This is a genomic window from Amycolatopsis pigmentata (assembly GCF_042684065.1).
Taxonomy (GTDB): Bacteria; Actinomycetota; Actinomycetes; order Mycobacteriales; family Pseudonocardiaceae; genus Amycolatopsis_E; species Amycolatopsis_E pigmentata.
In genome coordinates, this window is record NZ_JBHUKR010000021.1 from 216019 (window position 1) to 238420 (window position 22402).

Genomic DNA, 22402 nt, shown 5'->3' on the forward strand with positions numbered 1-22402 from the left:
CGGGACGCTCCCGCCCGTCCGGGCGGCGACCTGCTCGGTGAACCCGCGTTGGCCGGTCGTCACACGCTCGACGCGGACGCGGGCGTCGAACAGGTCGAGCCCGGTCAATTACGCCGAATCGCCGCGAGCCGGGGTCGCGGGATGCTTGACTGACCCCATGGCAGTGGGAGTTGACGAAGCGAACCGCCGCATCGACGCCGCACTCGCGGCCGGTGCAACCAGTCTCGATCTCCGCGATCTGCACCTCACCGCGGTGCCACCGCGGGTGGCGGAACTGGCCGGCCTCACCGAGCTCAGCCTGGACGACAACTATTTGCGAGAACTGCCGGCTTGGCTGGTCGATCTTCCCCTGGCGAAACTGAGTGTGGGTGCGAATCGGTTACGTGCACTGCCGGATTGGCTGGCAGGCCTGAGCGGTCTGAAGAAGTTGGACGTCGCGGCCAATCGCCTGACCGAACTCCCTCGCTGGATCGCCGACCTCGGCCTCACCGATCTACGCCTCGACGAAAACCGCTTCGCCGCACTGCCGGACTGGCTCGGCACGATGACCGAATTGACGGTGCTCACGATCGGCGACTGCGGGCTGGGCACCGTGCCGGAATGGCTGGCCGGCCTGACCAGGTTGACCAGACTGGATCTGGATGCGAATCGCCTCACCGAACTGCCCGAATGGCTCGCCGGGCTGACCGCTCTCACCGAGGTGCAGCTCGAGGGCAACCGGTTGACCGAACTGCCGGCATGGCTCGGGCGGCTCCCGCTCAGCTCGCTCGCCGTCGGTGCCAATCGACTGGACGATCTTCCCGAGTGGCTCGGCGAGATCACCACCCTGACCCTCCTGGATATCGAAGACCTGGCTTTGACCACGGTGCCCGAGTGGATATCCGGACTTACCGCCCTGGCCCGTCTGTGGTTGAGCGGCAACAGCATTACCGTACTGCCTCACTGGCTGCGCGAAATGACGAACCTCACCGAGCTCTACGTCGACGACAATCACATCACCGCCCTGCCTGACCTGCCGCCGACGTTGACGATGCTGGATCTCGACGGCAATCCACTGGTCTGCCTGCCTGACCGGGTAGGAACGCTGTCGGAGCTCACCTACCTCGGTATCGGCAGGTGTGGGCTGAAAACGGTACCGGAGTGGTTGCGGAACCTCACCAAGCTCAACCTCCTTCATCTGCAGGCGAACCAGTTGACCGAGTTGCCGGAGTGGCTGGGCGAGTTGACCGGACTGGAAACCCTGTGGGTCAACGAAAACCACCTCACCGAGGTGCCGGAATCGCTGAGGCGGTTGACCAATCTCAGGCACTTGTTCCTCGACCACAACTTCTTGCGCGGTCTGCCGGGCTGGCTCGGCGAGCTCACCGCCCTCACTTCCCTCGGCATCGGCGACTGCGGGCTGACCGAGTTGCCCACCTGGCTCGGAGAACTCACCGGTCTCGCGACCTTGCAAACGCACGACAACGGAATCCTGGAGTTACCGCATGAGTTCCACGGCCTGACCAACCTCAAGACACTCAGACTCAACCAGAACAAGTTGACCGCGTTACCGGACTGGATCGGCGATCTCGTCGATCTCACTCGACTCGACCTCGACGACAACCCGTTCGATGACTTGCCGGCGTGCCTCGGTGACCTGACCGGCCTGAGGATGCTGGGGCTCGGTGGTTGTGAACTGGCCGAGGTGCCCGGATGGCTGGCAAACCTCACATCGCTTCGGGTACTGCGGCTCGACCACAACAGCCTCACCGCGTTACCGGACTGGTTCGGCGACCTGACCACACTACGGGCGTTGTGGTTGCGAGCCAACCGCTTCACCGAGGTCCCTCCCCAGCTGACCCGGCTGACCGACCTGGAAATCCTGACCTTGCACGAAAACCGGATCGAGGTCCTGCCGTCCTGGCTGCGGGGTCTTTCCGGGCTGGTCGAGTTGTGGATAGGTGGCAATCAGTTTTCCGGGGTACCGGACTTCCTGGGTGAACTGACGTCGTTGTCGGTGCTGAGTATCAGTGGTTGCCAGCTCGGGGAGTTGCCGGAGTGGATACGCGACCTGCGGCACCTGGTCAGTCTGCATGTCGACGGCAATCAACTCGGCGAACTGCCGGGATGGCTCCAGGAACTGGGGAAACTGAACGTCCTGGGATTCCACGGCAACAAGTTGACCGAACTGCCGGACTGGCTCGGCAGGCTCGCCCGTCTGGTCGAGCTGAACATTGGTGCCAACAAAGTCGGCGAGTTGCCCGAGTCGCTCGCCGAGTCGGGCACGCTGACCTTTCTGTACCTGCACAACAACGAGTTCACCGAACTTCCGGAGTGGATCGGCCGCCTGTCGTCGCTGAGTCAGCTTCGCCTCGACGGCAACCGGCTGTCACGGGTTCCGGAGTGCCTGCGCGGTCTTGTCAAACTCACCTACCTCGACTGCGAAGAAACCGGGATCACCGAGGTCCCCGACTGGCTGGCGGAGCTTTCGAACCTCACCCACCTCGCCCTTTCGAAGAACGCACTGACGTCGTCGAAGTTCGATTTCGGGCAACTGGCCCGGTTGACCGTTCTCGAGCTCAGCGAATGCGAGCTCGCCGAGCTTCCCGCGTGCATCGGTCGATTGCCCACGTTGCGAACCCTGAATGTCCAGGGAAACGACCTCACCGTGCTTCCGGTCTGGTTGACCGGCCTGGTTCACCTCAAGTACCTGTATCTGCACCGGAACAACCTGACCGAATTACCGGAAGACCTCGGCCGACTGTCCGGCCTGAAAACGCTGTCGGTGTTCGGCAGCTCGTTGGCCGAGTTACCGGAGAGCATCACCGCGCTGTCGAATCTCGAAACGTTGCAACTGGGGACCAATCGGCTGCGTGAACTGCCGAGCGGGATCGAGCGGATGAGCAGTCTCACCCGCCTTTACGTGTTCAACAACGAACTCGGCACTCTGCCGGAGGGCATCTGTGACCTGCGCCTGCTGCGGACCCTCGATCTGGCGGGGAATGTGGTCACCTCGCTGCCCGAGCGCATCACCGAGCTTCGGAGCCTCCGCACGTTGCTGCTGGCCGACAACCAACTGCGTACGCTGCCGGACTCGCTCGTGGAATTGCCCCACCTCGCCGATCTTTCGGTGTCCGGCAACCCGTTGGTCAGTCCTCCGCCGGAAATCACCGCCGGTGGATCGGATTCGGTATTGGAGTTCATTCGGGAGCGTGTCCGGGGTAGCACCGCGCAGTGGGTGTCCAAGCTCCTCGTGGTCGGTGAGGGAGGCGCCGGGAAGACTTCGCTGGTGAAAGCGCTTGCGGAGGACCCGCACGACCCGGACGAGCCGTCGACGCATGGCCTGATGATCCGTGACGTGGAGCTTGCCCACCCCGGCGAGGCGGACGTGCGCATGCGCATGAGCACCTGGGATTTCGGTGGCCAGCAGATCTACCACGCCACGCATCAGTTCTTCCTGACCAACCGGTCACTGTTCGTGCTGCTGTGGAACTCGCGGCTCGGCTGGGAGCAGGGCAAGCTGCACTATTGGCTGGACATCATCACCGCGCGCGCTCCCGAATCGCCGATCGTGCTCGTGGCGACCCACATCCACGACCGGCCGGTGGACCTGCCGCTGGCCGAGTTGCGGGCCAAGTACCCGAAGATCGTGGCGAGCGTCGAAGTCGACAATGCCTCGCGTGAGGGCATCGACGCGCTGCGCGATCTTGTCGCCGGCCAGGCGGCGCGGTTGCCGCTCATGGGGTCCGAATGGCCCACCACCTGGCTGTCGGCCGCGGAGGCGCTGCGTGCCACCCCGGACGACCACATCACACCCGCACGGATGTGGGACATCATGACCGGCGCCGGCGTGACGAACCCCCGGCACCAAAGGTTCATCTCCCGCGCACTGCACGAACTCGGTGACATCCTCTACTACTCCGACGATCCCGAACTCAACGAGATCGTCGTGCTGCGCCCGGCCTGGGTGAACGACTACATCAGCCGGGTGCTCGACAGCAACGAGGTCGCCCAGAAACGCGGGCTGCTCACCCGGGAACACCTGGCGTCGCTGTGGCTCGATCTCGATCGAGGTATTCGCGACCATCTGCTGGGCATGATGGACAAATACGACCTGTCCTACCGCATCGAGGCGCCCAGATCGGGAGATCTCAGCCTGGTCGTGGAACGACTGCAGTGGGATCCCCCTGACTACCGCTCCGAATGGGAGGCCCTGCGGCGGCCGGACTGCCGCGAGATCAAGGTGATCTACCAGTTGAACACGATGCCGCCCGGCATTCCGACCTGGTTCATCGCCCGCTCGCACCGGTTCAGCAAGAACATCCACTGGCGAACCGGCGCGCTGCTCGGTCACGGCGACGGGAGGCACCTGGCCCTGGTCAGCGCGGACCGGCAACAGAACCTCGTCGAACTCGCCGTCCGCGGGCCGTCGCCGGTCGGCTTCTTCATGGTTCTGGACGATGGTCTGAACCTCACCCTGGAGCGCTTTCCCGGCCTGCACATCAACCGGCGCGTACCTTGCCGCTGTGAGGAGGACTGCCCGGAGTTGTTCGACTACGACAACCTTCGCGCGCGGCTCACCCGCACACCACCCCGATACGAGATCGAGTGCCACCGGTCCGGGGAAATGCAGTCGGTCCCGGAGTTGCTGCTCGGTCTCGCACCGTCGGAGCGGGATGCCACCCGCCTGAGCATCGACCAGTTCACGAAGACGCTGGAGCAGTTCGGCGATCGCCTGGACGAGCAAGCGGACTTCTCGCAACGCATGTTCCTGCGCCTGCAACGACTCGCCCAGCAACAACAGGAGGCGCGCTGCCCCAGCGTGTTCGCGATCGTGCCGGCGGACCGGAGGCGTCTCACCGGCTCCGCCTACGAAATCCACCTCTACTGCGAGGAACCCGGCGCGTGGCACCGGTTGCCCGGCTCGCGAGGTGTCTATCCGGTGACCCAGCCCAAGGAGTGGTTCCGCAAGCTCGGCCCGCACCTCGAGCGCCTCATCTGGGTGCTCAAGCACGCGGCTCCCCTGGCGGGGCCGGTTCTCGGCATCACCGTGGACGTGCTCGGCCAGCAACTCAAGGCGGACTGCGACCTGATGAAGGAGCTGGTGTCCCAGCTGCCCGCGGAAATCGGCCGCGATCAGGAAATGCCGGGCGAGCCGTCCCGGGATGCCGGACCCGAAGCACACGCCGCCACCGACGCCGACTTCCGGGCCCTGAAAGCGATGCTGACGAAGCTGGACCCTGACGAAAGCTGGGGTGGCCTGTCTCGATTCGACACGCCCGAGGGTCTGACGCTCTACCTGTGCGAGGAACACCTCGCCCAGTACCGGAGTACCGGTGCCCTCCGCCGACGGAACGCCTGATTCGCGCCATGCGCCTGCCAGACGGAGGACAACGGCTACCGGGTTACCCGCCCTGCCAGTGGAACCGGAGCGTCGAGGGACGCAGGCACTGCAGTCCGTTGCACGGCTGGACTCGTACCGCTATCGCGGCACTCGAAGCCGGGCGGGAGAGCTGTGCGGTGATGTGGAAGACCCCGGAAAGCCGTCCACTCGACGACTCCGGATATTCGAGGCCGGACAGTTCGGCGTCGGAGTCGGCGATCGTGACCTCGACCGGAAGTCCTTCGGTGGCACCGGGCGCGAACACGTGGTAGCCCGGCTGTACCCGGATCTCGATGTCGATCGCGAGCCCGGCGACGTGCAGCCGAGCCGTGACCTGACCGTCGGCGGAATGCGCGATGGGCGCGGGAGCGGCGGGAGGAGTGATCACGCGCTGACGACCTCGACGCTCTCGAAACCCTGACGGAGCAAGGGTTCGGTGATCTTCCCGGCGTCGCCGACCGCGACCAGCGTGAGGGCTTCGGGCGTCACCACCGTGGCGAAGGCCTCGCTCGCGCTTTGGGCGGTGACGAGGCCGAGCCCACGCTGGTAGTGGTCGACATGGTCGGCGGGCAGGCCGCGCAGGAGGTTGTCGGCCAGCCGGACCGCCACCGCGTCCGCGGTCTGGTAGCGCAGTGGCATGCCGCCGAGCAACAGATCGACCGCCCGCCGGTGTTCCTCCTTGGTCAAACCCTCTTCGACGACACCGGCCACGATGGTCCGGATGTCGGCCACGGCCGGTTCGGTGGACTCGCTGTCGACGGACGTCGAGATGGCGAACAAGCCATGGTGACGCCAGGGCTGGAAGCGCGCCGTGATGCCGTAGGTATAGCCCATTTCCTCCCGCAGCCGCGCGCTCAGCCGCGACCAGAGCGCACCGCCGAGGACGCATCCGGCGACGTTGAGATCGGCCCAGCGCGGGTCGCTTTCGTTCACTCCGAGTGATCCGATGGCCAGACAGGTCTGCACCGCACCCGGCCGGTCGACGACGAGCGCGTGCGCACCCTGGCGCGGCCGCGCACCGCTGTCGGCGGCCCGGTCGGTCAGATCCCGTGGCGCGTTCACCCCGGTGATCGCGGGCACGTCCATCCCGCCGATGTCACCCGCCACCACGAGCGTCGCCGGGGCGGTCCGCAGCTGTCGCAGGAACGTGGCCACCGCCTCCGGGTCGATGTTCCTGGCGGTTTCGAGAACACCCGTGGTCGGCCGGGACCAGCGGCCGCCCTCGACGCAGGCGGCGACGAACTCGGTGGCGGCGCGCTGGGCCGGGTCGGCCCGGTTCTGGGCGATGGTGTTGACGTTCTCGGCGGCGAGACGTTCGACCTGCGCGTCGTCCGGAGTGGCCGAGTACACCGCACCAAACAGCGCTTCGAGCGCGGGTCCGAGATTGCGGCGGGGCACGCTGAGGCCGATCACGAGACCTTCGTGCCGGACATTGGCGTTCACCGCGGCGCCGAGTTGTTCGAGGTGCTCGGTCAACGTGCCGCCACCGGGCCCTTCGGTGGCTTCCACCGTGGCGAAGGTGGCGACGCCCGCCACTCCTTCGAAATGCGCGGGTTCGGCGGCCAGCGGCAGGTCGATCACGAGTTCGGCCGCGACGAGTTCCTGGCCGGGCAGCGCACAGGTGAGCACGGAAAGCCCACCCGGCAGCCGGTCGGTGACGGTGCCGGGGAAAGACCACCCGGTCGTGGTGGTCTCCGGAAGGCGTGGTCGGGCGAGAGTCATCGGCTTGCCCCTTCGGTCTGGTAGCGGACTGCGGCATAACCCGGTGTGAGCAGGTACTTCGCCACCGCGTTCCGGGCGTCTTGAACGGTCACCGCGCCCAGCCGGGAAACGGTCGTGTAGGCGCGCTCGGGGGCGTCGAAAAGACAGGTGTTGCCGGACAGTTCGTCCGCGACACCCTCCAATGTGGACAGTTCGGCCAGCCTGTCTCGTTCGAGCAGGGCCTTGGCGCGCGCCACGTCGTGCGCGGCCTCGGCGGACTTGGCGAACAGTTCCAGTTCCGCCCGGAACCCCGCTTCGATGTCGGCGAGCGAGGCGCCGGGCACGGCCAAGGCGGCGAAGACGGCGAGCGAGGCGCCGCCGACCAGTGGGATCACGTTGAACGACGCGCTCTGCGCCTGCCGCTCGGTGCGGACAAGCCGCCGGTGCAGCCGGGCACCGAGGCCACGGCCGAGCGCGGTGACGGCGACCGTCGCCGCGTCCAGTTCCGCCGTGCCGTCCTCGGGCAGGACGAAGCCCAGGTAGATCGCCGGCGCGGGCACCGGTTCGACGAGGTCGAGGTGCCTGGGCGCGTCGATCATGGCGGCGACGTGCGCGGGACGCGCGGGCGGGGGCGCGCCGGGGATATCGCCGAAGTACCTCGCGCAGAGGTCGGCCGCGGTGGCCGCGTCCACATCGCCGACCACCGAAAGCACCGCGTTGGCCGGTGTGTAGTGCTTGCCGAAGAAGTCGTGGATGTCGGACAGCGAGGCCGCGCGCAGATCCGCCATCGAGCCGATCGGCATGTGGTGGTAGGGATGACCCTCGTCGAACAGCAGGCCGACCAGATTCTCCAGGGCCGTGCCGTAGGGCACGTTGTCCATGCGCTCGCGCCGTTCGTTGGCGACGACGTCCCGCTGGTTGTCGAGATTCTCCTGGGTCAGGCCGTGCGGCAGGGTCGCCATCCGGTCGGCTTCCAGCCACAGCGCGAGTTCCAGCGCGTGGGCGGGCACCGTCTCGAAGTAGTTGGTGCGATCGAAACTCGTGGTGGCGTTCAACGTCCCGCCGAGGCTGGTGATCAGGGTGAAATGCTCACCGTTCGGCACATTCTTCGAACCCTGGAACATCAGGTGCTCGAACAGATGCGCCAGACCGGTGCGTCCCGCGGTTTCATTGCGGGAGCCGACGAAATACCACAGATTCACCGCGACGGCCGGAACCCGGCGATTCTCCGCGACGACCACCCGCAGGCCGTTGTCGAGCGTCAGTCGGGTCAGTGGCGGGGATTCGGACATGACTACCTCACCTTGTGAACAGGTTGTGTACTGTGTCGATCGTTACCAACCCGACCACAGCCACGGCGGAAACGGGTCTCTTCGAGCGGTTCGGTTGTGGACCGTCTCCGCCTACTTTTGGTCGGATTGGTACATGGTGTGGACATCTTTCGGGCAGGGTGAAGAAGACGACGAAGGTCGCCGGAATCAAGTGATCAAATCCGGAAAGGGACGACGAGAACCGGGCTCAGACGCATTCGCCGCCGAAGCAGATTTCGTCCTCGGCGCAGTCGACGTCCGAACGGCAGAAGTGGTCGAGCGGTCCGGCTCCCGGCCTGCGATGCCTTCGGGGCCGCAGCATCGGCGGCAGGGAGCGCACGTCGTCGTCCGGGCCGACCACACGTAACAGCGGGCGGGCCCGCTGGGTTTCGGCGTCCGAGCCGGGGACTCGGTCGGGGTTCCGGGTCAACTTGCCCGGCTTTCCCCGGTGGCGTCGCGGAGCGGGGCCGCGAGGTCGGTGCGGGTGACCAGATCGCTGTCCAGCAGAAGCGAAATCAACAGGTCGCGCCCTTCCGTCACGTGCTCGACCGCCACCGCTCGCGCCCGGTCCGCGTCGCCCGCCTGGATCGCCTCCGCGAGTTCACCGTGGTCGAGGTCCGCCTCCTGCGCACTGCCCTCGACCATCGGCAGGGTCTGATACCGCTGGAGTTTCAGCAGGACCTCGGACAGGATCCGGTCCAGTTCCTGGTTGCCGCCCAGCAGGGCGATCCGGCGGTGGAAACGATAGTGGTCGGTCATCCGCTCGGTGCCCCCGACGGCGTCCTGACCGGCTCGCGGATAGGCGAGCAGCGCATCGGTTTCCTCCGGCCAGCGGCTCGCTCGCCGCGCGGCCAGCGCGGCCGCCTCGCCCTCCAACGCCACCCGGACGGTGAACAGGTTCCGTGCGTCCTCGATCGTGGTGGGCACCGCGACATACCCCGAGCGAGGCAGGACGGTGACCCAGCCCTGCCTGCGCAGCAGCGCGAGCGCCTCACGCACGGGTGCCTTGCTGATCGAGAGCGCTTCGGCGAGACCGCCCTCGCTGAACGGTGTCGTGGAGGTCAGCCGGTGGTGGATGATCCAGCGCCGGATCTCCTTGATCGCCTTGTCGCTCAACGACTCCTTGGCGGCCGAGCCGGAGGAGTCCGGGACCTCCGTCGGCAGCGGCAACGTAGTCATCTCAGTTCCTCCGCGAGCTTGCGCGCTCCCGCGATCGTGTCGACAGGGCGCTCCTCACCAGCGCTCGTCACGCAGGGCGGTCGGGCGCCCTGCCGCCCCGATGAGGGGGTCTGGGGGCTTGCCCCCAGCGGGGGGCGTGGGGGGCCATGCCCCCCACAAAGCACCGGAAAGAACGGGCGCGCTCTGTGGTCACCTCGACAGCCGCGGGCTGACACAAGGGTTCTCATCTCAACTCGCCTTTCTGTCGGGAAGCGCCGGCCGAAGCTCCGGCGCCACCCACTCGCCGTTCATTATCAGATCCGGGCGGATCCGCCACACCCGGTCCATCTCCTCGGTCGTGACCGGCGACTCGAAGCGGATGATGGAGAACTCCCGCAGGGCAGGCAGGCCGGCGAGTTTCCCGGCCATCCCGGCGGTGTCGCCGGCTTCTTTCGAACGGATCTCGAGGCAGCTCAGGCCGCGGAAACGGGTCAGCAGGCGAAAATCGTCCGGGGTGAACTTCCCGCTCACCACCCTGAGCCGGTCGATGTCGTCGTCCGCGAAGCCCGCCAGCGCTTCGGGACCGGCGGCCCCGCCGTCCTCGGTCTTGCCCAGCACCACGGTGACCTGCCAGCCCGGCGGGAGGTGAAGCGGCTCGTCGAGCGTCTCGATCAGTTGCTTGTCCCCGCCGGCGGGAGGCCGCAACATCAGCTTCAGCCCCGTCACCTCCTCGGTGGGGTACTTCAGAACCCGCGCGGGCGTGGGTTCCGCCGACGGTACCGGGGCGACAGCGGGCGCCCGCTCGGCGAGCGCCGCGACCGGGTCGATGCTGTCGTGCAGGGCCTGCCGGGTACGGGGCAGCGAGGTGCGCAGGACGAGCCGGCCATGGGCGAACAGCAGCAACGCGGGAATGCCGGCGACCGCGTAGCGTGCCGCCACGTCCTCCGCCTGGTCGACGTCGACGCTGACCACAGTGAGGTCGTCGAGATGGTCTCCGGCGAATTCGGCCAGTTCGGGTGCCAGCTCCCGGCACGGGGCGCACCAGTCCGCCATGAAGTCGACCAGCAGTGGCGTCCCGGTTTCCTCGCTCGCCCGCAAAGCCGTCGCGAAGTCGGCTTCGGTCAGCTTCGGTACCGACGTCATCTCTCCTCCTCTTGGTCAGCCTGGCTCAACGTCAGCCGTTGATCGCCACCGGGTCACCGGTGGACACGAAGCATTTGCACGCGGACTGGTACTCCACCCGCTTGTAGGCGTTGACGCCGGCGTGCTCGGTGTCGCTGAACTTCGCCTTGAACGTGGTGGTGGCGTCGAAGTCGCCCACTTTGCCGACGCCGTCGGCGAAGGACTTCGCGTTGAGGTGCTGCGGGTCCGCGTGGGCCAGCGCTGCGATGAACAGGTTGAGGCTGTCGCACATCGACAGCCCCCGCAACAGGTCGTTCTCATCCGAGAGATGGGCGTCGGTAAGGATCTGGGCGCACTTACGGGCGGCGGTATTGTCCGTGGTCAGCTTCGTCAGCTGGTCCGGTGTCGCCGTGTCGGCGGACCAGCCGACACCGACGAACTGCTGCAGGACATCGGCGGGAGCGTCACCGAGACCGGTGCTCTTGGGTCCCTCGCTGATCATTCCGCCCATCGCGGCGATCCGCGGCGTGAACTTCTGGCTGATCATCTGCTTGGTCACCGCGGCGAGACCGGGGGCCTCACCGAAGAGGACGACCCGGTCGACGTGCTCGGCATTCATGCGGAGCACCAGGTTCGCCGCCGCCGCTTTGTCCGCCGCCGGATCGGTGCCCGCTCCCGGGAGGGAATACTCGGTGACCTTTCCGGCGCCCGCCTTCCGCAGCGCCGGGATGAGGGTGTTGCGTACCGCGGGCTGGTACGCCTCCACCTCGGGCACGTCGACGACCGCGACGTTGCCGGCCCCGGTGAGGTAGCCGGTCGAGCCGAGTACGGCGGTCATCGCCTCGGCGGCCTTGCGCGGGGTGATCCCCAAGCCGGCGGCGTACGGCGCCTGGCTGGTCAGGTCGTCGGGGACGATCAAGTTCCCGCTGAGCACCACCGCGATGCCGTGCGAGCTCAAGCAGGAATCGAAGCCGGGGATGAACGCGTCACCGAGCACGGCGTAGATCTTCGGGTTCGCCTGGCTGATCGCGAGGCAGTCCTTCTGGGACACTTCGGCCTGGGACGCCTTGGGGTCGGTTTCGTTCCCCGAGGGCATCGGCACCGGGTTCAGCTTGTGACCCGCGACGCCGCCCTGCTGGTTGTAGTAGTTCAGGACGGCGGTGAACATCCGCCCGATGGGCGAGTTGACGTCTCCGTCGAAGCCTCGCCTTGTCACGTTGATCATGTCGCCGGTGACCCCGGGGCTGACGGCATCCACGTTGGAAGCGCCGCTCCCGTTACTCGATCCGCCTGTCGTGGCGCTGCAGGCCGAGCCCAGCATCGCGACAGCCGCCGTGACCGCGGCCGTCAGGGTGAACGCGAGTCTGTTCTTCATGTAAGCACCTCCGGTCTCTGCCTCCCCGCCGATCACCGTAGCAACAAAGACGAGGTCTGAACATATCAACTTCCGGAATTGGTATAACCAGGCTGATTGAGTGTTCATACCAATCTTCGGTACAGTCTGGCCCGTGACTCCACACCGGACACGCAACCGCATCGCGGGCGCCCTCTTCGCCGCCCTGATGCCGATCTGCGCAACCGTCTCGGGTTGCACGAGCCCGGCGCACCTGCGGCTCACCCAGGACGACCGCGTGCACCTCGAGACCCCGGCACCGAACAGCACCGTGCGGGTGCCTTTCACCGTCAAGTGGACGGCCAAGGACTTCACGACGGCGGATCCCCGTATCGGAACGGACAACACGAACCGGCCGGTACTTCCGGATCAGGGCTATTTCGCCGTCTTCGTCGACAAGGAGCCGATGGCGCCGGGCGAGAGCTTCCAGTCGTTGCTTCCCGCCGGCTCGTCGTGCGCGAAGAACCCCACCTGCCCCGACATGAGCACGCTGCGAAACCTCGGCGTCCTGGTCACGGACACCACGTCGGTGACCGTCGACGCCGTTTCCTCCGGCAAGGGGGTCGGCGGCGCGGGCTCCGCCACGCACGCGGTGACGATCGTGCTCGTCGACGCCAGGGGGCAAAGGATCGGAGACAGCAATTGGTACACGAGTTTCACCGTCCAGGGGCGGTGAACGCGATGACACCCCATCGGCAACCCCCCGCCGAGACGTTCGGCAAGTCCCTCGAGGACATGGTCGCCCGGATGCGCCCGGCAGGCCGGGAAATCGCGGGCATCGGCGGTGACGTCGACCGCCGGGGACTGCGGGCGGTGCTTCGCGCCGAGAACGCCAAGTGGTATCCCGGCGTCGCCCTGTTCGCGCTCGAAATCAGCGGACTGCTGCACGGTGAGGCCTTCGGCGTGCTGCAACCGGATATCGGCCGGGCTTTCGGCATCGGGCCGAGGTTTTTCAGCGTGCTGACGGTGTTCAGCCAGGTCATCGCGCTGGTCGTGCCGCTGGGTGTGGCGCGCCTGGTGCAGAACCGGGCCCGGCGCGCGATGGTCACCCTGATCAGCGCGGGCGTGTGGAGCGTGCTGACCGCCGGCACGGCGTTGACCGCCACGGTCGGCGCGGTCGGTGCGATGCTGCTGTTGGACGAGGCGACGACGGCGGCCAACGGCACGGTAGGGGACGCGCTGCTGATCGACAGCTATCCGCCACGCACCAGGGTGCGCGTGGTGTCGGCCTTGCGGGCCGGGGGAATGGTCGCCGGACTCGGCGCACCCGGACTGGTCTTCGTGCTCACCGAGGTCGCGCATCTGAACTGGCGCGGTGTCTTCCTGGTGACCGCGGCGCTGACCGCGGTGTTCTTCCTGGTGGCACTGGGGTTGCGCGATCCCGGATACGGACGCTGGGACACCGCCCGCATCCAGCAGCGCGTTCGGACCTCCGACGGGAGGCCGGGCGCTCCCGCGGTCGCGGCGACCCACCTGAGCATTCTGGAGGCGCTGCGGCGGATCATGGCGATCCGGTCCATGCGGCTGTTCCTGTGGGCGGGCCTGATTTCCGCGATCGCTTCGCCGGTCGGCACCTACCTCGCCTTCTACTACACCGACCGGTTCAACCTCGACGCCGGTGCCCGCTCGTTGCTCCAGCTCGCCACCGGTGTCGTCGGGCTGGTTTCCCTGCTGACACTGAGCAAACTGGGAGACCGGATCTTCCAGCGCAGTCCCCGGCACATGTTCACCATTTCCGCCGGACTGACCATCGTCGGCCTCGTGCTCTCCGCGGCGCAGGTCTTCGCGCCCAACGTCACGGTCCTCGTCGTGCTGGCCGCGGCCGGCGCGGCGCTGACCGGGCTGTCCGGTCCCGCGCAGACCGTCGGAACGATGTCCATCGTGCCCGCCCCGCTGCGTCCGCACGTCGGTGCCGTCGCCGCGCTGTTCAGCCTGGGCGGTACCACCGCCGGCACGATCCTGCTCGGCGGGCTGACGGAAACGATCAGCCTGCCGACCGCCGTGGTGATCGTCTCGGTTCCTTCGGTGATCGCGGCCGGGGTGACCATGCGCGCGGGCCGTTTCGTGGCCGGGGACATCGACCGGACCATCGACGAGGTCGTGGAAGCCACCGCCCTCGCCGAACTGCGCGGCTCGGGCCGCCGCCTGCCGGTGATCAACTGTCGAAGCGTCGACTTCGCCTATGGTCCAGTCCAGGTGCTGTTCGGTGTCGACTTCTCCGTCGACCACGGCGAGATGGTCGCGTTGCTCGGCGTCAACGGCGCGGGCAAGTCGACGCTTCTGCGCGCGATCAGCGGGCTTGGCATTCCCCAGTCCGGCAGCATCCGGTTGGACGGCCAGGACATCACGTTCCTCGACGCCGAACGGCGTGCCGCGATGGGGATCTCGCAGATACCCGGCGGGCACGCGGTGTTCAAGGAGCTCAGCGTGGTCGACAACCTGCGCTGCTACGGCTATTCGCTCGGCCGGGACCGCCGCCGCCTCGACTCGGCGATCGACATCGCCTTCGACGCGTTCCCGCGCCTGGCCGAACGCCGGAACCAGCATGCGGGCACGTTGTCGGGCGGCGAACAGCAGATGCTGGCGCTGAGCAAGGCCTTGATGCTCAGGCCGAAGGTGTTGTTGATCGACGAACTGTCCCTGGGCCTGGCGCCGATCGTCGTCGGCCAGTTGCTGGACATGGTCCGCCGGATCAACCGTGCCGGCACCGCGGTGGTGCTGGTGGAACAGTCGGTCAACGTCGCGCTCAGCCTGGCCCGGCACGCGTACTTCATGGAACGCGGGCGGATCCGCTTCGACGGCCCCAGCGACGAACTGCGCAGGGACGAAACCCTGCTGCGCGCGGTGTTTCTCAGCGAAGTGGCCAAGGAGGGGGCACGATGAGTTCGAGAATCGGACCTGCCTGGCTGCGCGGGATCGCGCTGCTCGCGGGAATTGCCGGGCTCGGCTGGGCCGCGACACTGCTCGCGGGCTGGTCCGCGCCGGGGTATGTGCTCCTGCTGGGTGCCGTGATCGGAGCCAACTACGGGCTGCTGTCGGTCGGCCTGGTGCTGATCTTCCGGACCGCGCGAGTGATCAACTTCGCCCTGACGCAGATCGGCGCCTTCGCGGCCGCGCTGCTGCCGTTGCTGGTCGTGATCGCGCGTCTGCCCTTCTGGGTGGCTTTCGTCCTGGTCGCGCTGGCCGGCGCCGTGGTCGGCGCGTTCGTCGACCTCACCGTGGTCAAGCGGCTCGCGGACGCGCCACGGGCCGTCGTCGTCATCGCGACCCTGTGCGTGGGCAGCCTGCTGACCTCCGCGACGAGCGGCGTGGATTCCGCTGTCACGACCCCGGAAGGTAGAGCATTGCTCACTCCGCCGGGCCTGCCGGAGTTCTCGCTCGGACCGCTGCTGATCACCCCGGACTACGTGGCTTTGATGATCTTCACGCCGGTCCTGGTCGGCCTTCTTACCTGGTTCCTCGCGCGGGGCAGGTACGGGCTGGCGATCAGAGCGGCGGCAGGCAACCCGGTGGCCGCCCGCCTCGCCGGGATCTCCCCGATGCGGATGTCGGCGCTGGCCTGGGGAATCGCCGGCCTGATCGCGACCGTGACCACGGTGTTCCTGGGCTCGGCCGCGTCTTCGGGTGGTGCGGACACCTTCGGGCCCGCCCTGCTGCTACGGGCACTGTCCGGTGCCGTGGTCGCCCGGATGCGGAGCCTCGGCCGCGCGATGGCGGCCGGAATCCTGCTCGGTGTGCTCGAACAGGTCGTGTTGTGGAATCAGCCGGGTTCCCACGCCACCGACGTGGTGATCTTCGTCGTGCTGGTGGTCGCGATGCTGGCTCAGCGCGGTATCGAAAGCCTGCGTGGTGCGTCGGGCAGTTGGGCCACCGTGGTGAGCTGGCGACCGCTGCCCGAAGGGATTCGCGGGCTTTGGCCGGTCCGGCATGGCGCCAAGGCGTTGTTGGTCGCGTTCGTGGTCCTCACCACCCTCATCGCGCTCCAGGACGAGCAGACCGCCCTGTCGATGACCTATGTGCTGGCGGGCGCGATCGTGGCACTGGGGGTCGGTTTCGTCACCGGGCTGGCGGGTGAACTGACCTTCGGCCACTACGCGATCGCCGGACTCGGCGGCGTCGCGTCGATGGTGGTGATCCGGCAAACCGGGGCACCGCTGCTCGGCGTCCTCGCGGCCCTGGTGGTGTCCGGCCTGGCCTCTGTCCTGCTGGCGCTACCGTCCTTGCGGGCTCGTGGGCTGACGCTGACCGTGACGAGTCTGTCCTTCGCCCTGCTCTTGCCCGCGGTCATCCTCACCGCGCCCTGGCTGCTCGGCAAAGCCGGTATCGAAGTGCCACGGCTGATCGTCGGCGGCGAGCCGCTGCAGCCGGGTACCGACTATTTCTGGGTGGCGCTGGTGGCTTTCGCCGTTGCCGTCTTCCTGAGCTGGAACGTCTGGCGCGGTGGCTTCGGCAGGATTCTCGTCGCCACCAGGGACAACGAGCCCGCGGCCAGGTCGTTCGGGCTGCCCGCCACCCAGGCGCGGGTGCAGGCCTTCGCCATCGCGGGGCTCCTCGCCGGTCTCGGCGGCCTGGTCTTCGCCGGAGGGCACGACGTGCTGGCCGCCGACGTGTTTTCCCCGGCGCTGAGCGTCGGAGTCGTGCTGGCCATCGCGATCGGGGGAATGTCGGTCATGGCCGGTGCGATCATCGGGGCCGTCTGGGTTCTCGGACTGCCGGTCCTGGTCGCCCAAGGCGCGATGGCGCAGGTGGCCTCCTACACGGGCGTGCTCGCGGTGCTGCTGATCACGCCCGGGGGTATCGCTCACCTGCTGGAACCGGTCCGCGAATACGCCGTGGTGGCGGTGGCCAGGCTGTGTGGACGGCGGATCGGTGTCGCGGATCTGCGGGGTGCGAACCATTCCGCGCCCACGGCCGAAACGCAACCGCTGAGCACCGGCCGTCACCACCGGCAGTCCGCCGGAATTCCCGCGCTGGTGCCGAAAACCGCCGTAGAACGCCGCCCCGGCCGGGAACTGCTGCGAGTCGAGGGACTGACCAAGACCTACGACGGTATCCACGCGGTGGCCGGCGTCGATTTCACCGTGGCCGAGGGCGAAACGGTCGGTTTGATCGGCCCCAACGGAGCCGGTAAGACGACCACCTTCGAAATGCTGGGCGGGTTCGTCCGTCCCTCCGTGGGCCGGATCACCTATCTGGGCAAGGACATCACCGGCCTGTCCCCACGGCAACGGGTCGAACTCGGGCTGGTGCGGTCGTTCCAGGACTCCGCGCTGTTCCCGACGATGAGTGTGGTGGACGTACTCGCGCTGGCGCTGGAACAGCAGCGGCGCACCAACACGGTGCTGTCGGTGCTGGGGGTGGACACCACCGCACGCCACCGCCGGGCGGTCGCCGAAGAGATCGCGGCCTACTTCGGCCTGGCCCCCTACCGGGCCAGCCAGATCCGCGAACTGTCCACCGGCACCCGGCGGCTGGTCGAACTCGCCTGCCTGATTTCCCTGCGGCCAAGGCTGTTGCTGCTCGACGAGCCGTCGTCCGGTATCGCGCAACGGGAAACCGAGGCGCTCGGCACCTTGCTGGGCACGATCAAGCGGGACTTCGCGACGACGATCGTGCTGATCGAGCACGACATTCCGCTCGTCACCTCGGTTTCCGACCGCCTGATCGCCATGGACTGCGGACACGTCCTGTGCGCCGGGACGCCCGAGTCGGTCCGCCGCGACCCCCGCGTCGTCGCTTCCTATCTGGGCACCAGCCGTACCGCGGTCGAACGCAGCGACCACCCCAGCCGGAGACCTACCGCAAACCGTGACGGAGTGACGAGATGAACGAACTGGAAACCATTGACGCGGCGGAACTGCACTCACTGGCGAGAAGCGCCCGGCCGATCCTCGTCGACTTCGTCGCCGACTGGTGCGCGCCCTGCAAGAAACTGGATCCCGTGCTCACCGGATTGGCCGCGGAATTCGACGGCGACCTCCGGATCGTCCGAGTGGACGCCACGGACGACGACGCGACGGCCTCGTCCTACGGCGTGGACGGCTTCCCGGGACTCGTCATGATCAACAACGGGCAGATCGTGGGCCGTCTGTTCGGCCTGCGGTCCCGCGATGATCTGCGCGAGCACCTGAAACTGCTGGTCGAAGTACGCCACGGAAGCCCGTTGCCCGAGACGAAACGCGTTGCCGTCGCGGACAACGCGACAACCGCTCAGGACCGCGCCACTGAAGTAGCCCGCGTGCTCGTCTTCCCAGAGGAGCCCGTCGGTGTACTGCGGTTTACTCCTGGTGCTCGCGGCATCCCCGCCACGGGAACAGTGCGGGTGCCCGCCGGCACTCATGTCGGTTTGAACGTGCGAAGCGACACGAAAGGCATCGACCTTTCCTTCCTGACCGCCTTGCCGTCCGATGGACTGGACCACCTGGCGGTGATAGGGCCGGTGACCGACGAAGAGCTCGCGCCGATCGCCCATCTCACCGGGCTGCGGGTGCTGCAACTCGCCGGCGAACTCGTCACGGGCAGCGGTTTCACCGCATTCGGCCCGCGGCACAGGTTGCGGAAGCTGATGTTGAACTGTCCCGCGCTGAACGACGACGGTATGCGGACCTTTCCGGCGTTGCCCGAACTGACCTCCCTGGACATGTACAACTCCGAAGGGCTCGGCGATGCCGGTATCGCACCGCTGCGGGCCCTGCCCCTCACCTCGCTCGATCTGTGCGCGCACGGTGCCACCGACGAAGGCGTCGCCGGGTTGCTGCGCGAGCTCGTGGACCTGACCGGCCTGACCGTCTGCGTCCCCGACGTCACCGACGAATCGATGCGGGCGCTGGGCGGGTTGCGCCGACTCGGCTCGCTCACCCTCGAAACCCCCCGTATCACCGGGCGTACGGTCGAAAGCCTGACCGCGCTGCCCGACTTGCGCAGCCTCGCGTTGTACGGAATACCGTTGGGCGACGACGTGATCGACCACCTCGCGGAGGTAAGGACACTTCGGCGCCTCCGGCTGGAGGACGACGGGCCGATCGGCGAAGAGACCTACCGGAGGCTCACGGAGGCACTGCCCGAGTGCGAAATCAACGGGACCTGGCTCGCCCCCGAAGCGATCGCTCACCGCTTCGGCGGTGAATGATCTTCGGCCGGTGAACTCTCCGGCCGGTCCAGGCGTTTCCGGAGCCAGGACATGACGTGCTCGGTGGTGGCCTCCAACGAGGTATGCGTGGTGTCGAAGAGATCGACTCCGAGCGAAGGCGCGTTCTTCCGGAGCCAGGCGTTGAATTCCAGCATTTCCGCGATCCGGGGCTCGTCCCACTGGCGCCAGGCGGGACGGGCACGCAAGCGCCGGGCGAGTACGTCCCCGTCCGCGACGAGCGCCAGGTAGTGAATCGTGGAAAAGAGCGCGCGTTCGGGCAGGGGATCGAACTCCGGGGGTACCACCGTGCCGCACAACACCACGGGGCGGCCGTTCTGGTGGATCATCGCCGCCATCCGCAACCAGGTGCCGCGGAACGCCGGGTGCCCATCGACGTCGTCGCGTAGTCCGGCGGTCCACAGGACGTCCTGTTCCAGCACGACCGCACGTCCGTGCAGCCGATCGACCAGGGCGGCGCCGACGGTGGACTTGCCGGCGCCGCTCGGACCGGTCAGTGCGAACAGCGGCAGCCTGCGGAAGGGCCACCGGTGGCCACAGCCGTCGCACCTCCGGTCACCCTGCCGGACCAGCGGCCTGTCGGCGATTTCCCGGCAGGCCGGGCAGATCCGCGGATCCAATGATGGCGTCGTAATCACCCAGCCCGGTGGCGTCAGTCGAACAACTCCTCGAGGAAGCCACGCTTGCGTTTCCCGCGGTAGGGCTTCGGTGAGTCGGTGTAGTGCGGCCTGGGCGAGTCCGGGTAGTAGTGACTTCCACCGTGTGGCCGGTGATCGCCGTGGTACGGGCGCGGTGAGTCGCCGCGGTAAGGCGGTGGCGCCGAACCGTAGTACGCGCTCTCCGCACCGACGAGCTGCTCCAGCTCACCTCGGTCCAGGAAGATGCCCCGACATCCGTCGCACTGCTCGATATGCACGTTGTTCTTGCTCACCGTGCGCATGACATTCTGACATTTCGGACAAATCACAGGTCGAGTCTACCCATTGAGGACGACGCACCCCTGTCGGCCGAGGCCGTCGAGGAGCCGCGGGGCCGGCTCGATGTCGTTCCAGCGCAGGTCCAGCTTCTCGAGCGAGGGCATTCGGACAATCCAGCCGGGCAACTTCTTGATGTGGTTGGACCGGAGATCGAGATGGCGCAGGCGCGGGAGCTCAGCCAAGGACTCGGGGATCTCGGTCAGCGCGTTCTCTCGAAGATCGAGGTGACGCAGTTGCGTCAGCCCGGCGACGGAAGCCGGGAGACATTGAAGGGCGTTTCCGCGGAGCCAGAGCTCTCGTAGTTGGGACAGGCGACCGATCGAGTCGGGGAGCCTGGTCAGCTCGTTGTGCTGGACTCGCAGTTCGACGAGACCGCACATATCGCCGATGGTCTCCGGGAGGTCGGTGAGGCGGTTTTCGCTGACGTTGAGGTAGCGCAGCCCCGTCAGTCGTCCGAGCGATTCGGGGAGTCCGGTCAAGCGGTTGTCGTGCAGGTAGAGGAAGTTCGTGAGTGCCGGCAACCCACCCACTTCGCCGGGCACCGCGCCGAGGGCGTTGTGCCCCAGGTCCAGCGTGCGCAGGCGGCGTAACAGTCCGATCTTGGGCGAGAGCTTCGTCAACCCGTTGTCCGCCAGGATCAGCACCTCCAGGTCCGTCCGCAGCCAGACCGATTCCGGCACCTCTCCCAGGTCGCGCCGCCAGAGATTCAAGGCTTTTCCCACGTTATCGCTCCTCGTTGCCTTGGCCGTCGCGGTCGCCGTCCGGGAGGCGGTGACCGTAGCGCCTCCCGAAGCCCAGTGTTCGACGAAGATCAAGTCTTCGTCAAAGGGCCGGCTTTACCGGCGACACGCGACGTCCTTCCCGCTACTTTGCGTTGTGCGGGGGTCACGACGAGGCGCACATCGGTGCACCGTAATCGAGAACGGCTCGTATGAGGGAGTGTCATGGCTTTCGATCCGAGCGCATTCAGTTTCAGCAATACGGATCTCGTCGTCGATCCCTACCCGGTCTACGCGGAAATCCGGGAACGCGATCCGATCCACAATTCGCGGATGTACGGCGGCTCCTGGCTTCTGTTCTCCTACGAGGACGCCGCGGCACTGGCGCGTGACGAGCGGTTGACCAACAACCGCGCCACCCTGCCCATCATGGCGCTGCCCGAGGAGCAGCGTGGCGAGTTCGACGAGTTCGTCACCTTCTTGCGCATGTGGACAGGGTTCTCCGTGGGCGACGAACACACCGCGCGGCGCGCTTTGCTGGACGAGGTGTTCCGGGTCCTTTCCCCGACGCGGATCGCCGGGGTCGTTCAAGACGTGGTCGACCACCTCATCGACGGGTGGGATGGGCGCGACAAGGTCGACCTGGTGGCCGATTTCGCGCGGCCGATGCCGGCGATGGTGCTCACGAGGCTCCTCGGTGCACCCGAGGACGACCACGAACAATTGGATCGCTGGTCCGACGATCTCGTCTACCTGTTCGGCGCCAGCGCGCTCACGGTCGAGGATGTCCGGCGCGGCTGGGCCGGCGGCAAGGCGCTGATGGCGTACCTGCGGGAGCTCGCCGCCGACATGGCCAGAGTTCCCCATCGCAGCCTCCTCGGGGAACTGCTGGCGCGGCGGCACGACGGGTTCGGCTTCACCGAAGCCGAGGCATGCGCGCAGTGCGTGATGATGATGTTCGCGGGCGTGGAGCCGTCACGGCATCTGATCGGCAACGCGATGATGGCGCTGCATCGCTTCCCGGAACAGCGACGGCTGCTGATGGGCAACCCGCGCCTGTGGCCCGCGGCGGTCGAGGAGTTCCTGCGCTTCGATCCACCGGTGCAGTACATCGGACGGCTGGCCGCGGAGTCGTTCACCTTCCGTGGACGTGATTTCGAGAAGGGACAGCCGGTGCTGCCCTTCATCGGTTCGGCCAACCGCGACCCGAAGCAGTTCACCGACCCGGACGTTCTCGATATCCGCAGGCGGCCCAAGCACATTTCGTTCGGCCACGGCGTGCACCGCTGCATCGGCACGGGAGTGGTGCGAACCCAGACCGCTGTGGCCCTGCGTACCCTGCTGACCAGGGTGCCGGACGTCGAGGTATGCGCGGATCCGACGCCGACGTGGAACGCCTACGTCGGGTTTCACGGTCTGGAATCCATCACTGTGTCGATACCCCGTGTCGCGCCCAGGTCAGTCCTCCCACGCTCCCACTGACCGTCCGGGGGAGTCTGCCCTCGCGACGCGG

The 22402-nt window shown here is 67.2% G+C and carries 16 protein-coding genes; 6 read left to right on the forward strand and 10 right to left on the reverse strand.

Annotated features, from left to right (window positions below; translation table 11 throughout):
• Positions 1-157 precede the first annotated feature (157 nt).
• The gene (locus ACFSXZ_RS32255; protein WP_378269366.1) at positions 158-5341 is read left to right on the forward strand and encodes a leucine-rich repeat domain-containing protein; all 5184 of its coding nucleotides are present in this window, start codon (positions 158-160) and stop codon (positions 5339-5341) included.
• A 43-nt stretch (positions 5342-5384) separates the two neighbouring features.
• On the opposite strand, the gene ACFSXZ_RS32260 is transcribed toward ACFSXZ_RS32255, so the two are convergent.
• From ACFSXZ_RS32260 to ACFSXZ_RS32290, 7 genes are all read right to left on the reverse strand, one after another.
• Positions 5385-5750 (reverse strand): hypothetical protein, encoded by a 366-nt coding sequence (locus tag ACFSXZ_RS32260; RefSeq protein WP_378269368.1) that lies wholly within the window; start codon positions 5748-5750, stop codon positions 5385-5387.
• On the reverse strand, positions 5747-7084 hold the full coding sequence (locus ACFSXZ_RS32265) for a M16 family metallopeptidase (protein WP_378269369.1): 1338 nt from the start codon (positions 7082-7084) through the stop codon (positions 5747-5749). Before ACFSXZ_RS32265 ends, ACFSXZ_RS32260 begins: the two co-directional genes overlap by 4 nt.
• Positions 7081-8355 carry a M16 family metallopeptidase gene (locus ACFSXZ_RS32270; protein WP_378269370.1) on the reverse strand — a complete coding sequence of 425 codons (1275 nt, stop codon included), beginning with the start codon at positions 8353-8355 and terminating at the stop codon, positions 7081-7083. The genes ACFSXZ_RS32265 and ACFSXZ_RS32270 overlap by 4 nt, the downstream gene beginning before the upstream one ends.
• Before the next feature lie 226 nt (positions 8356-8581).
• A complete protein-coding gene (locus ACFSXZ_RS32275) occupies positions 8582-8803 on the reverse strand; it encodes a hypothetical protein (protein ID WP_378269371.1) in 222 nt (73 codons plus the stop codon).
• Entirely contained in the window at positions 8800-9552 is a 753-nt protein-coding gene (locus tag ACFSXZ_RS32280; protein WP_378269373.1) for a GntR family transcriptional regulator, read from the reverse strand. The genes ACFSXZ_RS32275 and ACFSXZ_RS32280 overlap by 4 nt, the downstream gene beginning before the upstream one ends.
• A gap of 228 nt (positions 9553-9780) precedes the next feature.
• Positions 9781-10674 carry a thioredoxin family protein gene (locus tag ACFSXZ_RS32285; RefSeq protein WP_378269374.1) on the reverse strand — a complete coding sequence of 298 codons (894 nt, stop codon included), beginning with the start codon at positions 10672-10674 and terminating at the stop codon, positions 9781-9783.
• Positions 10675-10705: 31 nt separating this feature from the next.
• Positions 10706-12028, reverse strand: a complete 1323-nt coding sequence (locus ACFSXZ_RS32290; RefSeq protein WP_378269375.1) for a hypothetical protein — start codon at positions 12026-12028, stop codon at positions 10706-10708.
• Positions 12029-12161: 133 nt separating this feature from the next.
• Here ACFSXZ_RS32290 and ACFSXZ_RS32295 point away from each other — a divergent pair, with 133 nt between their 5' ends.
• From ACFSXZ_RS32295 to ACFSXZ_RS32310, 4 genes are read left to right on the forward strand one after another with little or no spacing between them, the layout of a single operon-like run.
• Positions 12162-12722, forward strand: a complete 561-nt coding sequence (locus ACFSXZ_RS32295; protein ID WP_378269376.1) for a hypothetical protein — start codon at positions 12162-12164, stop codon at positions 12720-12722.
• Between the two features lie 5 nt (positions 12723-12727).
• Positions 12728-14929 carry an MFS transporter gene (locus ACFSXZ_RS32300; RefSeq protein ID WP_378269378.1) on the forward strand — a complete coding sequence of 734 codons (2202 nt, stop codon included), beginning with the start codon at positions 12728-12730 and terminating at the stop codon, positions 14927-14929.
• On the forward strand, positions 14926-17874 hold the full coding sequence (locus ACFSXZ_RS32305) for an ABC transporter permease subunit (protein WP_378269379.1): 2949 nt from the start codon (positions 14926-14928) through the stop codon (positions 17872-17874). Before ACFSXZ_RS32300 ends, ACFSXZ_RS32305 begins: the two co-directional genes overlap by 4 nt.
• Positions 17871-19175 carry a thioredoxin domain-containing protein gene (locus ACFSXZ_RS32310; protein ID WP_378269381.1) on the forward strand — a complete coding sequence of 435 codons (1305 nt, stop codon included), beginning with the start codon at positions 17871-17873 and terminating at the stop codon, positions 19173-19175. The genes ACFSXZ_RS32305 and ACFSXZ_RS32310 overlap by 4 nt, the downstream gene beginning before the upstream one ends.
• Here ACFSXZ_RS32310 and ACFSXZ_RS32315 read toward each other — a convergent pair.
• The 3 genes from ACFSXZ_RS32315 to ACFSXZ_RS32325 are packed head-to-tail and all read right to left on the reverse strand — an operon-like array spanning position 19154 to position 20892.
• Positions 19154-19813, reverse strand: a complete 660-nt coding sequence (locus tag ACFSXZ_RS32315; protein WP_378269383.1) for an AAA family ATPase — start codon at positions 19811-19813, stop codon at positions 19154-19156. The genes ACFSXZ_RS32310 and ACFSXZ_RS32315 overlap by 22 nt on opposite strands.
• Before the next feature lie 32 nt (positions 19814-19845).
• Positions 19846-20160: a TFIIB-type zinc ribbon-containing protein gene (locus ACFSXZ_RS32320; RefSeq protein WP_378269384.1), complete on the reverse strand. Its 315-nt coding sequence runs from the start codon at positions 20158-20160 to the stop codon at positions 19846-19848.
• A gap of 9 nt (positions 20161-20169) precedes the next feature.
• Entirely contained in the window at positions 20170-20892 is a 723-nt protein-coding gene (locus tag ACFSXZ_RS32325; RefSeq protein WP_378269386.1) for a leucine-rich repeat domain-containing protein, read from the reverse strand.
• A gap of 222 nt (positions 20893-21114) precedes the next feature.
• Here ACFSXZ_RS32325 and ACFSXZ_RS32330 point away from each other — a divergent pair, with 222 nt between their 5' ends.
• On the forward strand, positions 21115-22371 hold the full coding sequence (locus ACFSXZ_RS32330; RefSeq protein ID WP_378269388.1) for a cytochrome P450: 1257 nt from the start codon (positions 21115-21117) through the stop codon (positions 22369-22371).
• Positions 22372-22402 lie beyond the last annotated feature (31 nt).

What these genes read in the sequence shown, in the direction of transcription:
- ACFSXZ_RS32255 (WP_378269366.1), top strand. Translation starts at nt 158, where the DNA reads ATGGCAGTGGGAGTTGACGAAGCGAACCGCCGCATCGACGCCGCACTC.
- ACFSXZ_RS32265 (WP_378269369.1), bottom strand. Translation starts at nt 7,084, where the DNA reads ATGACTCTCGCCCGACCACGCCTTCCGGAGACCACCACGACCGGGTGG.
- ACFSXZ_RS32270 (WP_378269370.1), bottom strand. Translation starts at nt 8,355, where the DNA reads ATGTCCGAATCCCCGCCACTGACCCGACTGACGCTCGACAACGGCCTG.
- ACFSXZ_RS32280 (WP_378269373.1), bottom strand. Translation starts at nt 9,552, where the DNA reads ATGACTACGTTGCCGCTGCCGACGGAGGTCCCGGACTCCTCCGGCTCG.
- ACFSXZ_RS32285 (WP_378269374.1), bottom strand. Translation starts at nt 10,674, where the DNA reads ATGACGTCGGTACCGAAGCTGACCGAAGCCGACTTCGCGACGGCTTTG.
- ACFSXZ_RS32290 (WP_378269375.1), bottom strand. Translation starts at nt 12,028, where the DNA reads ATGAAGAACAGACTCGCGTTCACCCTGACGGCCGCGGTCACGGCGGCT.
- ACFSXZ_RS32300 (WP_378269378.1), top strand. Translation starts at nt 12,728, where the DNA reads ATGACACCCCATCGGCAACCCCCCGCCGAGACGTTCGGCAAGTCCCTC.
- ACFSXZ_RS32305 (WP_378269379.1), top strand. Translation starts at nt 14,926, where the DNA reads ATGAGTTCGAGAATCGGACCTGCCTGGCTGCGCGGGATCGCGCTGCTC.
- ACFSXZ_RS32310 (WP_378269381.1), top strand. Translation starts at nt 17,871, where the DNA reads ATGAACGAACTGGAAACCATTGACGCGGCGGAACTGCACTCACTGGCG.
- ACFSXZ_RS32330 (WP_378269388.1), top strand. Translation starts at nt 21,115, where the DNA reads ATGGCTTTCGATCCGAGCGCATTCAGTTTCAGCAATACGGATCTCGTC.